The organism is Micromonospora antibiotica, from assembly GCF_017599305.1.
GTDB lineage: Bacteria > Actinomycetota > Actinomycetes > Mycobacteriales > Micromonosporaceae > Micromonospora > Micromonospora antibiotica.
Genome location: NZ_JAGFWR010000028.1, coordinates 51,960 through 66,071 on the forward strand (window position 1 = coordinate 51,960; position 14,112 = coordinate 66,071).

Annotated in this window: 11 protein-coding genes; 7 read left to right on the forward strand and 4 right to left on the reverse strand. The window is 71.9% G+C overall.

The window, feature by feature from the left end:
• Positions 1–20: 20 nt before the first annotated feature.
• Positions 21–2,375, reverse strand: a complete 2,355-nt coding sequence (locus tag JQN83_RS28595) for an AbfB domain-containing protein (RefSeq protein WP_208570258.1) — start codon at positions 2,373–2,375, stop codon at positions 21–23.
• A 360-nt stretch (positions 2,376–2,735) separates the two neighbouring features.
• Here JQN83_RS28595 and JQN83_RS28600 point away from each other — a divergent pair, with 360 nt between their 5' ends.
• The 6 genes from JQN83_RS28600 (at position 2,736) to JQN83_RS28625 (ending at position 9,150) form a co-directional block, all read left to right on the forward strand.
• Positions 2,736–3,746, forward strand: coding sequence for a LacI family DNA-binding transcriptional regulator (locus JQN83_RS28600; RefSeq protein WP_208570259.1), 1,011 nt, complete (start codon positions 2,736–2,738; stop codon positions 3,744–3,746).
• A 292-nt stretch (positions 3,747–4,038) separates the two neighbouring features.
• Entirely contained in the window at positions 4,039–4,893 is an 855-nt protein-coding gene (locus JQN83_RS28605) for an ABC transporter permease (RefSeq protein ID WP_208570260.1), read from the forward strand.
• Positions 4,890–5,612, forward strand: coding sequence for an ABC transporter ATP-binding protein (locus JQN83_RS28610; RefSeq protein ID WP_208570261.1), 723 nt, complete (start codon positions 4,890–4,892; stop codon positions 5,610–5,612). The genes JQN83_RS28605 and JQN83_RS28610 overlap by 4 nt, the downstream gene beginning before the upstream one ends.
• An 88-nt stretch (positions 5,613–5,700) precedes the next feature.
• Entirely contained in the window at positions 5,701–6,717 is a 1,017-nt protein-coding gene (locus tag JQN83_RS28615; RefSeq protein WP_208570262.1) for an ABC transporter substrate-binding protein, read from the forward strand.
• Between the two features lie 5 nt (positions 6,718–6,722).
• On the forward strand, positions 6,723–8,210 hold the full coding sequence (locus tag JQN83_RS28620) for an MFS transporter (protein ID WP_208570263.1): 1,488 nt from the start codon (positions 6,723–6,725) through the stop codon (positions 8,208–8,210).
• Between the two features lie 37 nt (positions 8,211–8,247).
• The gene (locus JQN83_RS28625) at positions 8,248–9,150 is read left to right on the forward strand and encodes an ABC transporter substrate-binding protein (RefSeq protein WP_208570264.1); all 903 of its coding nucleotides are present in this window, start codon (positions 8,248–8,250) and stop codon (positions 9,148–9,150) included.
• A gap of 54 nt (positions 9,151–9,204) precedes the next feature.
• On the opposite strand, the gene JQN83_RS28630 is transcribed toward JQN83_RS28625, so the two are convergent.
• A complete protein-coding gene (locus tag JQN83_RS28630) occupies positions 9,205–9,819 on the reverse strand; it encodes a DUF1062 domain-containing protein (protein ID WP_208570265.1) in 615 nt (204 codons plus the stop codon).
• 487 nt (positions 9,820–10,306) lie between these two features.
• Between JQN83_RS28630 and JQN83_RS28635 the strand changes: the two genes are divergently transcribed.
• A complete protein-coding gene (locus tag JQN83_RS28635) occupies positions 10,307–11,083 on the forward strand; it encodes a maleylpyruvate isomerase family mycothiol-dependent enzyme (protein WP_208570266.1) in 777 nt (258 codons plus the stop codon).
• A 156-nt stretch (positions 11,084–11,239) separates the two neighbouring features.
• On the opposite strand, the gene JQN83_RS28640 is transcribed toward JQN83_RS28635, so the two are convergent.
• Together JQN83_RS28640 and JQN83_RS28645 are read right to left on the reverse strand one after the other, a co-directional pair.
• The gene (locus JQN83_RS28640) at positions 11,240–12,448 is read right to left on the reverse strand and encodes an iron-containing alcohol dehydrogenase (protein ID WP_208570267.1); all 1,209 of its coding nucleotides are present in this window, start codon (positions 12,446–12,448) and stop codon (positions 11,240–11,242) included.
• A gap of 195 nt (positions 12,449–12,643) precedes the next feature.
• Positions 12,644–14,104 carry an NAD-dependent succinate-semialdehyde dehydrogenase gene (locus JQN83_RS28645; protein ID WP_208570268.1) on the reverse strand — a complete coding sequence of 487 codons (1,461 nt, stop codon included), beginning with the start codon at positions 14,102–14,104 and terminating at the stop codon, positions 12,644–12,646.
• Between the last annotated feature and the right edge of the window lie 8 nt (positions 14,105–14,112).

Below are 14,112 nucleotides of genomic sequence, written 5' to 3' on the forward strand. Positions count from 1 at the left end.
CGGCGCCCTGGACCGTTCCCTCAGGGTGCCCAGGGTGTCGTGACGTTCCAGGTGCTGTCCGCGGCCCACAGCACGGGTGTGTTCCACGCCGAGCCGCCCGTGCCGTCACTCAGCCAGACCTCCGAGTTGAAGTGCCGCAGGTACCTGCCCCGGAAGTTGTAGGACTCCAACGAGACCCCGCCCCCGCCGACCCCGACCCGGGCACACCAGGTGGCGTCCGCGCGCAGCAGCGCCGAGCCGTCGTCCGGTGAGTTGCGTACGCGCGACTCCTGGTGCCGGAGGAACTGCCCGGGGAAGTTGACCGACTCGAATGAATAGCACGCCGCGTCGGCCAGACCCGCCCGGACCGTGTACGTCGCGTCGTTCCTGAGCACCGCCGAGCTGTTGGCGTCCACGACCTCGGTGTAGGCGAGGCTGTCCCGGTGCCGCAGGAACCGGTTGGTGTACCCGGGAGTCGTCACCTGTAGGGAACGGCGGGTGTTCAGCGGCAGCGCCACCGGTGCCGAGCTGCCGACCGTCCTCGACGCGGCGATGAGGGCCAGGTTCGCGGCCCGCACCCGGGCCTGGTCCATCTTGACCACCTGCCGGTCGTAGGTGAGGAATCCGTTCAGCTCACCCTCCTGGTCGGTGATCTCGGTGTAGACCGAGGCGCTGAGCCCTTTGCCGATCATGAGGTTCTGGGTGCCCTGCACCAGGCCCACGTAGCGGTCGGTCAACGCGGTCGCGTTCGGCTGCCACTCGTAGGCGAAGAAGCTGCCGTTCGGGCTCCACTCGTGTCCGGGCGCGCGCAGGCCGAGGCCGCCGAACTCACCGAGCACGGCGATCCGGCTGCCCGACGGCACCGGTGAGCCCGGCCCCAGATAGACGTGCCAGTCGTCGATGTCGCCGTTGCCGGGATCGCCCAACGACTGGCAGCAGTTGTGGCCGCTGTGCGCGTTGACCAGCCGGGTCGGGTCCTGGGTCTTGACGGCCTGGGCGACCCGGCGGGTGTCGGCCAGCGCCCGCTCACCCCACCCCTCGTTGTAGACGGTGTAGGTGACGACGGCCGGCGAGCTGCGATGCTCGTTCACGATCTCGCGGGCCTCGGCTTCGAGCTGCGCCTGCTGCGCGTCGGTCGCGTTGATGTCCTGCGCGGTCAGGGACGGGACGTCCTGCCACACCAGCAGACCGAGCCGGTCGGCGTGGTAGAACCAGCGCTGCGGCTCGACCTTGATGTGCTTGCGCACCATGTTGAAGCCCAGGTCCTTGTGTTTTTGCAGGTCGAAGGCGAGCGCGGCGTCGGTCGGCGCGGTGTAGAGCCCGTCCGGCCAGAAGCCCTGGTCCAGCGTGCCGGCCTGGAAGACGAACTGACCGTTGAGCTTGGGCCGTAGGACACCGTTGACCACGCCGGTGCTGATCTCGCGCATCCCGAAGTAGTGGGTGGTCCGGTCGACCTGACCGCCCCCGGCATTACGCAGGGTGATGCGCAGGTGGTAGAGGAACGGGTCGTCGGGCGACCAGCGGCGGGCGTTCGGCACGGGCACCGCGAACTCGGTGAAACCGCCGGTGGCGGAGCCGACCACGGTGGTGCCGTCGAGCGCTTCGGCCAGGACGCGGTGACCACTGACGTCCCCCCGGGTGAAGACCCGCACGCGCAGGGTGTCGTCAGCCAGCCTCGGGGTGAGGTCGACGCTGCTGATCGAGGCCGTCGGCACCGGTTCCAGCCACACGGTCTGCCAGATGCCCGAGCTGGGCGTGTAGAAGATCCCGCCGGGCTGCTTGGTCTGCTTGCCGATCGGCGGCAGACTGCCGTTCTGCCGGCTGTCCGTCGGGTCCCACACCTTCACCACGATCTCGTTCGCGCCGCCGCGCAACGGCGCGGTGACGTCGAGGGTGAAGGCATCGTAGCCACCGGTGTGACCACCGACGGCCACCCCGTTGACCCAGACGGTGGTCTGCCAGTCCACGGCACCGAAGTGGAGCAGCACCCGGCGTCCGTTCCAGCTCTCGGGCACCGTCACCACCCGCCGGTAGAACAGGTAGTTGCGGTTGTCGCCGGCGGCGCGCTGCACCCCGGACAGGGCGCTCTCCACCGGGAACGGCACGTTGATCCGCTCGGGCAGTTCGGTGCCGAACGCCGGGGCGTCGTCGGTGGCGGACTGGCGTAGCTGCCATTCGCCGTTGAGGTTGAGCCAGTCCGACCGGGTCATCTGCGGTCGCGGGTACTCCGGCAGCGGTGTGCCGACGAGTGCCTGGGCCGTCCAGGGGGTGGTCAACGGCGGGTTCTTGGCCGGTACGGCGCGCGCCGGGGTGGCCGGCGCGGCGAGCAGGCCGGCGACCAGGGTGAGGACGAGTAGCAGGGGGGCGGCGAGGCGGACGGGATCGGGACGTGTCATGCCGTCTCCATCGGACGGGCCGTCAGGGCCGAACTGCGCCGCCGGCGGCTGGCAGTGGGTGTCGGGCGGCCGGTCAGGTCACGTCCGGTCCCCAGGCCGGGCGCGGACGTCGGGGGAAGTCCCGGGCGACAGGTGGCAGTCGGCAGAACTTCCGGGCGGTGTGTATAACGTTATAGATCCCCGGCGGACAACGCGTCAATCCCCATCCGTCGATGCGTTGCCGCCCGCGCGTCCGCCACCCGGATCGGTAGCCTCATCTCCGCACCGCCGCGCTGCGCCCGGTGGACGTCGCGTCGCTCCGGCGGTCGCGGAGCGGCGGTGCCGGGAACCGGTCGACGGTGCAGGAGGCGGGGACGGCAGATGGGTGTCAGCCTGAAGGACATCGCCGAGCGGGCGGGAGTCTCCCTCGCCACCGTCTCCAACGTGGTCAACGGCTACCGGCCGGTGGGGGAGGTCACCCGGCAACGGGTGCAGCGGGCCATCGACGAACTGGGCTACACCCCCAACCTGAGCGCCCGGCACCTGCGCCGTGGACGCACCGGGTTGATCGCGCTGGCCGTTCCCGAGTTGACCAATCCGTACTTCGCCGAACTGGCGGACGTGGCCATCCGCGAGGCCGCCGGCCTCGGGTACACGCTGCTGATGGAGAACACCGCCGCCGAGCGCGGTGCCGAGTTGGCCCTCCTGGAGGGGGCGCAGCGGCACCTCATCGACGGCCTCATCCTCAGCCCGGTGGCGATCGGTCGGGAGGAGGTGCTGGCCCGGCGGGCCCGGATGCCGTTGGTCCTGATCGGGGAGGGGGTCTACGACGTGCCGTACGACCGCGTCGCGATCGACAACGTCGCGGCGAGCCGGACGGCGACCGCGCACCTGGTCGCGCTGGGCCGTCGGCGGATCGCGTTCGTCGGCGCACCGCCGGGGGGCGACCGGCAGTCCGCGCACCTGCGCATCCGTGGCTACCGGGAGGCGCTCGACGCGGCCGGGATCCCGTTCGACCCCGGTCTCGTCGTACCCACGGAGCAGTTCGGTCGAGCGGACGGCGAGCACGCGATGCACCACCTGCTGAGCCTGGACCATCCTCCCGATGCCGTGCTCGCCTACAACGACCTGACCGCCATCGGCGCCCTGCGAACGCTCGCCCGGTCCGGGGCGGGAGTGCCCGACGACGTGGCGGTGGCCGGCATCGACGACATCGAGGAGGGACGCTTCAGCAATCCCACCCTGACCACCGTCGCCCCGGACAAACGCGCGATCGGCCGGTCGGCGGTGCGCCGGTTGGTGTCCCGCATCGAGGGGGAGGGGGGTCCGCCGATGCACGTGCAGCCCTCCTTCCACCTCATCGAGCGGGAGAGCACCGGCCCGGCGCGCTGACCGGCCCCTTCCGGGGTGCCCGGTGTGTCGTCCCGCAGGCGGGTGGTCTCTCCCGCGTGGGCACCGGCGCGGCCGGGGCCCGGCAGGAGGCCGTGCCCTGCCGGCAAGCGGCGGTAACTCGTTGCTCACGGGTGACTACTCCACAAGCATTCTCCCGCCAGGTGAGACAGCATTGCAAGCCTACTAATCCTATCGGCAGGATAGGAAATCAAAGGGCTGGCGTTGTCGTGCTGGTCAATGGTCTGCAGGGGTGGAGGACGACGCGCCCCACGTACCGAAAGATGGGATGTCGATGACCGTCACGCACCCCGTCGGTGCCGAGGAGGTCGTGCTCGGCGGCGGCCGGTCGCCCGCACCGCCGGACCGCCCACCCGCCACCGGCACCGCCGCACGCCTCACCCGACCACTACCCGCCCTGCTGCTCGTCGGCCTGCTCGCCGCCGGCTGGCAGCTCATGGCACACACCTCCGACAGCGCCCTGATCCCCGGCCTCGGCGACATCGCCCGCAACCTGGCCGACATCACTACCAGCGGCGCGCTGGGGGAGAACGTCCGGGTCACCCTCACCCGCGTCACCCTGGGCTTCGCCGCGGCATTCGTCGTCTCCGTCGCCGCCGGCATCGCGATGGGCCGCAGCGAATGGCTCCGCCGCTTCCTGGAGCCCGCCGTACTCATCGGACTGGCCACCCCCGGCCTGGTCAAAGCCCTGCTGTGCGTGATCTGGTTCGGGGTCAGCCTGGTCAACCCCGTCCTCACCGTCGCGCTCGCGGCAGCACCCGCGCTGACCATCAACATCGCCCAGGGCGTCCGCGCGGTCGACCCGGCGCTGGGCGAGATGGCCCACGTCTACCGGCTCGACGCGCTGACCCGGCTGCGATACCTGTGGCTGCCCGCCATCGTCCCCGACCTGTTCACCGGAGCCCGACTGGGCATCGCCATGGCCTGGAAGGTCATCGTGCTGGTGGAGATCTTCGGCCTCGCCGACGGCGTCGGCTACCAGCTCAACCTGGAGTTCTCCCAACACAACGTGGCCGGCGTACTCGCCTGGACCGTCGCCTTCGCCCTGGTCATGGCCGCCATCGAGTACGGGCTGCTACAGACCCTGGAACGCCGCGCGGTGCGCTGGCGGCGGGTGGCCCTGCGATGAGCACCCGGATCAGCCTCGACGGCGTCGACAAGACGTTCACCAACCGGCGCACCGGCGAACGGCAACAGATCTTCCGCGACTTCTCCCTCACCCTCGCCCCCGACGAACTGGTCGCCGTGGTCGGCGGCTCCGGCACCGGCAAGACCACCCTGATGCACCTGATCGCCGGCCTGGAACGCCCCGACCGGGGCACCGTCTCCACCGGCGGCACCCGACCCCGCCTCGGCATGGTGTTCCAACAACCCCGGCTGCTGGACTGGACCTCCGTCGAGACCAACGTACGGCTCGCCGCGACGGCAGCCGGCATCGACACCACCGAGGTCGCCCCGATCCTCGACGCCGTCGGCCTGACCGAGTACGCCCGGTCGTACCCGTCGGTGCTCTCCGGCGGGCAACGCCAACGCGTCGCCGTGGCCCGCGCGTTCGTCGTCCGACCCGAGGTGCTGCTGCTCGACGAGCCGTTCAGCGCGCTGGACGAGCTGACCGCCCGCCGCCTGCGGCTGCTGCTGCAACAACTCTGGCTGCGGACCCCGCGCACCGGCCTGCTGGTCACCCACAACGCGCTGGAGGCCGCGTTCCTCGCCGACCGGGTGGTGGTGCTCGGCGGACGCCCCGCCGAGGTGGTCGGGGAGTACCGCATCGACCGCCCGCGCCCCCGCAGCCCGGAGGACCCCGAACTGTTCGACGTGCACCGCCGCATCGTCGCCGCCCTCACCTGAACCCGCCCGACCCCGCAGCGCGGCCACCGGCCCGCCGCCATCACCCGCGCGCCGGGCACCCACCCTGAACCACCTGGAAGGAACCCCCGTGTCCACGACACCCCTCACCCGACGATCCCTGCTGCGTGCCGCCGGGCTCCTCGCCGGCGGCGCCGGCGCGGCCACCCTGCTGACCGCCTGCGGCACCGACGAACCCGCCGCCGCCGGCGGCACCCGCAGCGCCAAGGTGCAGCCCCGCAGCCCCGGCACGGCGGGGGCGATCCGCGACTCCGTGGCCGAGCAGTTCGCCCTGGAGAGCAAGCACGGGCTCCGCCTCGACCGCAAGGCCGGCGGCGGCCCCGGCGCGGGACAGGAACAACTGCTCACCGGCGTGCTCGACATCTACGCCTTCGGTCCGCTGGGCGCGACCGAGGTGAACACCAACGGCCACGACGTGGTCATCGTCGGGCCGTCGCTGTGGAACCACGGCCGCTGGATCGTCCCGGCCGACAGCCCGTACCAGAGCATCGCCGACCTCAAGGGCAGGAAGGTCGGCGTGCAGCCACCCAGCAGCGACACCTACCGGGCGGCGGCCCTCGCCGCGGCCGTCAACGGCATCCGCTTTGACCGCGAGTTCAAGCTGTTCACCGGGCAGCCCATCGCCAACCTCGCCCTGTACGAACGCGGCGACCTTGACGCGATCATCGCCATCGAACCCAACGCCACCCGCCTGGTCGGCTCCGGAAACCGGCAGCTCGCCTCCGTCGACGAACTGTGGCGCACGGGCACCGGCGACAGCAGCCCGCTGTTCCTCAACGGCACCGCCGTACGCCGCGACTGGCTGGCCGCCAACCGGGAGACCGCCAGGGCGTATGTCGACTTCACCCTGGAAGCCTGGCAGCTGATCAAGAAGGACCCCACCCTGATCGGGAAGTACCACGCCGACTACGGCGTACCCGCCGACGAGAAGAAGGCCATCGAACTACTGCCGGAACGGCTCGCCCCGGTCTACGCCGACGTGTGGGACGACACCGTCTTCGCCAACCTCGACAAGCAGATCGACCTGGCCGTCGAGGTCGGCGTGCTCAAGAAGCGGGCCGACAAGCCGGTGTACGAGAAGCTCTGACCCCGATGACCCTGCCCTGGCGCAGCCGCGCCGCCCTGCTCGTGTGCTGCGGGACGCTGTTCCTCGGCGTCCTCGACGGCGCGGCGCTGAACCTGGCCCTGCCGTCGGTGCAACGCGAACTGCGCCTCAGCACGGTCGAGTTGCAGTGGGTGGCCACCAGCAACGCCCTGGTCCGGGCCAGCCTCACCCTGCTCTGCGGCGCGATCGCCGACCGGTACGGGCGACGGCGGATGTTCCGCGTCGGGCTGCTCGTGTTCGTCGGGGGGTCGCTGCTCTGCGCGGCGGCCCCGCACGCACCCGCCCTGATCGGCGCCCGGGGCGTGCAGGGCGTCGGGGGCGCGTTGATGGCCCCGCCCGCCCTCGCCCTCATCGCCAACCTGTTCCCCGACGCGCTGCGGCGCGGCCGGGCGCTGGGCACCTGGAGCGCGACGGCCGGAGTCTCCGCCGCCTGCGGGCCCCTGGTCGGCGGGCTCCTGGTGCAGGCCGCCGGCTGGCGCAGCCTGTTCGCCGTGAGCGTCGCCGGCGCGGCGCTGCTGTACCTGGGCACCCGACTGCTACCCCCGGGCGTCGTCGACGGGCCACCCCGACGCCTCGACGGGCTGGGCAACACCCTGGCCGCCCTGGTCCTGGTCGGCTTCACCTTCGCGCTCATCGACGGCCCGGGCCGGGGCTGGCTGACCGGCCCGGTCCTGGTCGCCGTCGCCGTGGCGGTCGCCGCCGCCGTCGGCTACCTGCCGGCCGCCCGCCGCCGCCCCGACCCGGTGCTCGACCCGCGGCACCTGGCGGTCCCCGCCCTGCGCGGCGCGGTCCTCACCGCGATCGTGGCGTACCTGGCGCTGGGTGGGTTCACCTTCGTCAACACCTTCTACCTGCAACAGGTCCGCGGATACAGTCCGCTGGCCACCGGCCTGCTCACCCTGCCGACCACCCTCGGCACACTCGTGCTCGCCAACGTCTCCGGCCGGTTCGTCGGCCGGCACGGCGGCCGGCTGCCCGCCACCGTCGGGCACCTGTCGTTCGTGGCGTCGATGACCCTGCTCGCCCTGACCGTCACCACCGACGCGGGCCTGACCCCGCTGCTCGTCGGCTACCTCCTGCTCGGCGCCGGCATGGGCCTGGTCAACCCGCCGGCCACCAACACCGCCGTGAACAGCCTGCCTCGCGACCGGGCCGGGGTGGCCAGCGCCATCACCAGCGCCTCCCGGCAGATCGGCACCAACCTCGGCGTCGCCGTCCTCGGCGCGGTGGTGGTGTCGGTACTGGCCCTCACCGGCCAGCCCACCGACGACATCGCCCGCGTCGCCACCGAGGCGGGCGACGACTTCACCACCGCCCTGCGCGTCGCGTACGGGCTCGTCGCGGCCACCGCCGCGTACTGCGCGTACGCGACGTGGCGGCTGTTGCGACCGCCGTCCGCCCCGACCCCGGGGGAGGAGGTGATGGGGATCGGGGACACCTCGACGGCACCACCGACCGCCACACCCGCCCGATAACGCACAGCACGACACCAGCACAGAAGGGACCACCACGGTGGCACTCAAGAAGGTCCGGAGCGTCCGCAGCGGCGCCATCTTCACCCTGCCGTACCTCGTCGGCCTGGAGCACGGCTACTTCGCCGAGGAGGGCATCGACCTGGAACTGGTCGCCCCCGGCTCGTACGATGCGGTGCTCAAGCCGATCGAGGAGCACGAGCTGGTCAGCTCGTTCGGCGGCATCTCCACACCGTTCGAGAGCGGCGACGTCTCCCTCTACCGGGCCTGCGAGTGGGGGCAGATCCGCCGCTCCCACGACAGCGGACGCGGCGGCCAGATCATCGCGAAGCGGGCCTCGGTGGCCAGCCAGGCGATCTTCGTGCGGCCCGACTCCGACATCAAGCACCCGCAGGGCCTGGCCAACCGGACCGTCGGCGTCAACTTCCACCACGGCTCGCACTACCTGGCCATCCAGTCCCTGGAGGGTTTCCTGGAGTCCGACGAGATCAAGGTGGTGCACGCCGGCGGGCCGGCCGAGCGGTTCCGCAAGCTGCGCGACGGCGAGATCGACGCGGTCGCGCTGATGGAGCCGTGGACCACCGCCGCCGAGAAGCTCGGGTACGTGCTGATCACCGAGGCGTTCTACGTCGGCTCGGAGATCGCCAGCGCCGACGTCGACCCGGAGACCTTCGCCGCCGTCGACCGGGCCGTCCGCCGGGCCGTCACGAAGATCAACGAGGACATCCGGCCGTACCTGCACCACTTCGTCGCCGAGGTCCCCGAGGACCTGGTGAAGCTGGAGCCGGCCGACTTCCGGCTGGGCCGGCTGCGCTACGTCGACCCGGAGCCCTACCCCGAGGCCGAGTTCGAGCGCACCTACCGGTGGATGGTGAAGTGGGGCCTGATCACCCCCGAATCGACGTTCACCTCCATCGTGGACAACCGGGTCGTCACGGTCTGACCCGCGCGCGGGGCCGGCCCGGCCGACGACGTCCGGCCCGGCCCCGCACCGCGGTCAGCCCTCGTCCGACGACGAAACCGCCGGGCCGGACCCGCGCCGGCCACCACCGCCTTCGACCGGCCCACCCCCGCCGGGACGCGAACCGACGTCGCCGGGTGACCGGGGCGGGGCGACGACCAGGAAGGTGAGATCCTCGCGGGCCCTGGCTCCGACGGGCAGGGGCAGGCGGATGCGCCCGGAGTCCACCATGCCCCGCAGGGCGGGACGACTCAGGCCGAACCCGGCCGTGAGCAGCTTCTCGACCCGGACGGGCGCCGGCAGCTCGAACCTGACGACGACCTCCAGTGGCGCGGCGTCCGCATCCTGCAGGTCGTAGAACGGCAGGTCGGTGTCCAGCTGCCAGGTGCCGGTCCAGTCGAGCTGGTGGCCGGCCCGACGGGCGAGTGTCGCGTCCATGGTCAACTGTCGCACCACGGCCGGATCGTTGTTCTCGAACAGCCGCAGCCGTTCGTTGTCCAGCGCCCGCACGTTGACGCGTTCGTGGACGGGAATCTTCGACGTTCGACCGCACCGGTCGCAGCAGATCAACAACCACACGTCGAGCAGCTTGTGGTTGGCGTTGACCCGGACCTTGCCGGTGGGGTGGTGCCGGGCGGACCTGCACGACACGCAGGACCTGACGATGGCGGGTAGTCCGAGCTCGCTGACCACCCACAGCGCTTTGCGGTCGATGCCGGGCCCATGGCCGTGGGCCGGCACGCGGAGATGGCGGGAACTGTTCATGGCTTCGGCGATTCCAGGGTCTAGGCAGGAGACGCCCGGGGGTGCGATGGCACGCCGGGGGTGCATCCCGGATCCGATGGCGGGCAGCCGGCATCTCGGCGGGGAGCATGCCGGCTGGCGCGACGTCGCAGATCACGTCGCGTGAAGGAAGCCCGCACCGGTCACCCGGTGCGGGCTTCGAGTGGCACGACGAATGAGACGGGGAGCTGACTCGAACCCGTCGTCATCGCGCACGTGCGCCACTGGTCACCGACCCATGCGCGTCAGCATGGTCAACCCGCGCGACGAGGGACAACCGGTTTTCCGTGCGATCCCGCCGTCCGGAAGACGAAATCCACTGTCGGTTGTGGCCGGGAGGTAGTAGAAAGCTGCCGTGAAAGAGACTCTGGAGTTCGCTGACCTGTTGCGCCTGATGGACGAACGATCGGGCGCGTTCCGGGCGGCGGTCGCGACGGCACCCGGCCTCGACGTGCGGGTGCCGACCTGCCCGGAGTGGACGCTGTTCGACCTGGTGCAGCACCTGGGCGAAGGGCGACGCAGGTGGGCCGCCATCGTGGCCGCCGGCCCCGCCGACGCTCCACCGGCGATGTCCGCCCCGGTGGTTCCCCGGGAGCGCGAGGCTCTGCTGGACTGGTTCGCCGCGTCGACGAAGGAACTGCTCGACGCGCTGCGCGATGCCGGCCCGGACCGCGGTTGCTGGACGTGGTGGGGTCCGTCGCAGTCGCCGCAGACGACCGGCGCCGTCGCCCGGCACCAACTCCAGCAGGTCGCCGTGCACACCTACGACGCCCAGGCCGCGCTGGGCACCCCGCAGCCGCTGCCGGACGAGGTGGCCCTCGACGGTGTCGACGAGTTCCTGACCACCTGCGTCGCGACGACCATCGCCTGGCCGCACCAGCCCGCGGTCGTCGACTACCACGCCACCGAGGGCCGGTCATGGCGAACCTGGTTCTCCGCCGACGGTGCCCGGACCGCCCGCCTCCCCACGCCGGTCGCCGTCGAGCACCCGCAGCTGGCCTATGTCTCCGCCCGGGGCACGGCCCACGAGCTGGTCATGTTCTGCTACGGCCGGATTACGATGGATTCGCTGCGGGTCGACGGCGACCGGCGTGTCTTCGACCAGTTGATCGCCTGGGAGCCGGAGGAGTAGCACGCGACGACGGACCCACCCGCCGTGCGCCGACCTCGGCGCACGGCGGTGGACCCTGGCAGCCCGGCCCGGCCCGGCCCGGCCGGACAGCGGACGGAGCCGCGCCGCGACGACCTCCCCGACGGGGGCCGCCGCCCACGCAGTACCGGCGCCGGGTCAGGCCCGGTCCCCGGCCCAGGCCGCCTCCAGGATCGCGGTCAGGCTCGCGGTGTCGGTCGGGCCCGGATGGTTCTGGATAAGGCGGGTGACGCCACCTGCCATCTCCGCGAAGCGGGGAAGATCGGCGCGGGCCACCCCGATGTCGGCCAGGGTGGGTGGGATGCCGATGTCGGCGAGGAGCCCGTCGAGCCAGCTGAGGAACGTGTCTGCGGCCTCGGTATCCGAGGCGTCGGCGACGTCGAGCCCGCACACCCCGGCGAGGACGGCCAACCGGTCGCCGACAGCGTTTCTGGCCGCACGCAGCGCGTAGGGCAGCAGCAGTCCCACACCCAGACCGTGCGGCGTGTGCGTGGCCGCGCCGATGGGGTACTGGAGCGCGTGCGGGGCCGCGTTGCCCGCGTGGGAGAAGGCGAGCCCGGCGAGCACCGACCCGTAGGACATGTCCGCCCGCGCGTCGGTGTCGCCGCCGTCCCTGACGGCACGACGCAGGCTCCGGGCGATCCGCTCGGCGGCCCGCAGCGCGTAGTGGTCGGTGACCGGGTTGCGGCCGAGGAACACCTGCTCCACCGGATCGCGCGGTCCGTGGGGCCGGGGCCGCGCCGTGTAGCTCTCCACCGCGTGGCAGAACGCGTCGATGCCCGAGTGTGCGGTGACGGTCGCCGGGCAGGTGTAGGTGAGTTCGGGGTCGACGATGGCGAAGTCGGGCACGATGTGGACGCTGGAGACCCCCACCTTCAGCGCACGGTCCGGGTCGGTCAACACCGACACGGGGGTCAGCTCGGAACCGGTCCCCGACGTCGTGGGGACCGCGACCAGCGGAATCGTCGGCCCCGGCACCCGCGCCTCACCGTAGAAGTCGCGCGGCGTCCCACCGTGCCGCCGGATGACCCCGACGATCTTGGCGAGGTCGATCACCGTGCCACCCCCGACGGCGAGGATCACGTCGGCGTCCACCGCGGCGGCGGCCGAGACCGCCAGGTCGACATCGGTGAGCGGTACGTCCGGGGTCGCGTCGGAGAACACCTCGACGACCTCGACCCGCTCCCGTACGGCGGCCACGATCCCGGCCACCCCCGGCTGCCCCAGCAGGATCCGGTCGGTCACGATGAGGACCCGCGAGCCACTCTCGGCCACCACCCGGGGGATGTTCTGCGCGACCCCTTCGCCGACTATCAACTGGCGCGGTCCGCGGACGGTCTCAAGCATGTCGGTGCCTCTCCGGAACGTCGGCGGCGATGTGCTGGGCGGACCGCCAGGTCACCTGCGGGACCCCGACGGCGTCGGTGAGGTCGGCCGCCCGGGCGGCCCGGACGGCGCGGACGCCTCCAGGGCGGGGACCGGGCAGGTCGGACGGGCACCGGACGCGACGACCTCCGGTGGATGCCCGGGGCGGGAGGCCGGTCACGGGAGGTCGATCGCCGCGTAGGTGAGGTCGAGGTACTCCAGGATGCCCTCGTGCGACCCCTCCTTGCCGATCCCGGACTGCTTCACGCCACCGAACGGGGCCGACGGGTCCGAGATCAGGCCACGGTTGATGCCGACCATCCCGGTTTCCAGCCCCTCGGCGAACCGGAGCGCCCGCCGCAGGTCACGGGTGAAGACGTACCCGACGAGGCCGTGTTCGGTGTCGTTGGCCCTCGCCAGCACCTCGTCGTCGGACGTGAACGAGATGATCGGCGCCACCGGGCCGAAGATCTCCTCCCCCAGCATCCGCGCCTCCCCGGGCACGTCGACGAGGACCGTGGGCGGATAGAAGTGCCCCGGCCCGGCCGGACGCTCACCACCCACCAGGACCCGGGCGCCGCGACCGACCGCGTCGGCGACCAGCTCGTCGATCCGGGTGACCGAGGCATCGTCGATCAACGCCCCGACGTCCACACCGTCGTCGAGACCGGGGCCCACCGACAGCGCACCCATCCGCTCGACGAAACGTGCCGTGAACTCCTCGCGTACCGGCTCCTCGACGTAGATCCGGTTGGCCGCGACGCACGACTCCCCGATGTTGCGCATCTTGGCCACCATGGCACCGTCCAGCGCGACGTCCAGGTCGGCGTCGGCACACACGATCAGGGCCGCGTTGCCGCCCAGTTCCATCGAGGTACGCAGCACGTTGTCCGCGGCCTGCCGGAGCAGCACCCGCCCGACCTCGGTCGAGCCGGTGAACGACAGCTTGCGGGTCCGGGCGTCGGCCAGCAGCGCGGAGACCACCGCGCCGGAACGCCTGGTGGTCACCACGTTGACGACCCCCGGGGGTACGCCGACCTCTGCCATGATGCGGGCCAGCAACAGCATGGTCAGCGGTGTCTGGGCGGCCGGCTTGGTGATCGTCGTGCAGCCTGCGGCCAACGCAGGGGCGATCTTGCGGGCACCCATGGCCAGCGGAAAGTTCCACGGCGTCACGAAGACGCACGGTCCGACCGGCTTCGGCACGGTGAGGATGCGGTATCCACCCGCAGGGGCGGTGCTGTAACGCCCCTCGACCCGTACCGCCTCCTCGGCGAACCACCGGAAGAACCCGGCGCCGTAGGCCACCTCCGCCCGGGCCTCGGCGAGCGGCTTGCCCATCTCCAGCGTGATCAGCCGGGCGACCTCCTCGGACCGTTCGGTCAGCACCCGGTACGTCGCGGTCAACAACTCCGACCGTTTCCGTGGCGGGGTCGCCGCCCACTGCGCCGCCGCCCCGCTCGCCGCGTCCAGGGCGGCCAGCCCGTCGGCGACGTCGGCGTCCGCCACCTCGGCGATGGTCCTGCCGGTGGCCGGGTCCTCGACGGCGAAGGTGACGCCGCCCGCGGCGTCGCGCCAGGCGTCGCCGATCCGCAGCCGCCGGTGCTCGGGGGCCAGAACGTCCATCGGGTCACTCATTGCGTCGC